The organism is Blautia glucerasea, assembly GCF_020537505.1.
In the GTDB taxonomy this organism is placed as follows: domain Bacteria; phylum Bacillota; class Clostridia; order Lachnospirales; family Lachnospiraceae; genus Blautia_A.
This window is the reverse complement of record NZ_JAJBMO010000086.1, coordinates 1-940: the sequence shown is the minus strand read 5'-3', so window position 1 is coordinate 940 and position 940 is coordinate 1. Positions and strand designations below refer to the sequence as shown.

Annotated in this window: 1 protein-coding gene and 1 pseudogene; both read left to right on the top strand. The window is 49.4% G+C overall.

The genetic code is table 11. The features are described from left to right. A partial coding sequence (locus LIQ05_RS19340) for a hypothetical protein (RefSeq protein WP_226822933.1) occupies nt 1–618 on the top strand: 618 nt, incomplete at its 5' end. 66 nt (nt 619–684) lie between these two features. Next, a pseudogene (locus tag LIQ05_RS19335) lies at nt 685–940 on the top strand (site-specific DNA-methyltransferase); the annotation flags it as partial.

Below are 940 nucleotides of genomic sequence, written 5' to 3'. Positions count from 1 at the left end.
AATCGGCTCGGTATGCCTGACAACCAGCCATGCAACCTGATCGATTATTTTGACCGAAACAAGGACATTAAGGAAAAAGTGGAACGCATTACAATGGCGGTAAAAGAACAGGATGGTGTTCTATATGGCTGTGCAAACCTGACACTCCGGGAGAGTCTGACACCAGAGGAATACCGTGTGGTGGGGCAGTATCTGAGAGGCCAGTACAGCGATGGCTGGGGAGAAAGTCTGGAACAACGGGAGATCAAGGTAGACGGCGGTGAATTATACTTACATTTCTATGTCGGTGCCGGCTCGGATTTCCAGATACAGGTGAAAGCACCAGAAAACGAGATGCAGGAAAAGCAGCCGAAACCAAATCCGTCCCGTCCGAATCTGAAGCTCTTAGGGCATGACGGAAATATTTTCTCAATCCTTGGGGATGCCTCAAGATTGCTCAGATGTGCCGGGATGTCCGAACAGGCCAACGAGATGGCAGACCGTGTCCACAAGAGTGGCAATTATTATGAAGCACTGGGAATCATCAGCGAATATGTGGAAACCGAACTGTCGGATCACCGTGAACAGCGCAGAACACCGAGAAAAGAAGTACCAAAAAAAGAGGATACCTGCCGATGAGCAGTTCCATAGATAGAAGCACTTCCAGAGAAATCTGGGAAATAAGCAAGAGGAAGGATGATGCCTATGGGAAATACCCTGAAACTTGAAGATCTTTTAAAACCGGACTGTCTGCCGGATGAGTCTGCCGGAGGGGAGAACTGGCGTATCTTGCATGGGGATACCTTAAAGCTGGTAAAAGGATTCCAGCCGGGGATTTTTGATGCAGTCGTGACCGATCCGCCCTATGCGTCCGGGGGAACCAAGCAGAATGAACGCAACCGTACCACCAACCAGAAGTACAGCAGCATGAAAGCAGAAAATGCCCTGCCGGATTTTGATG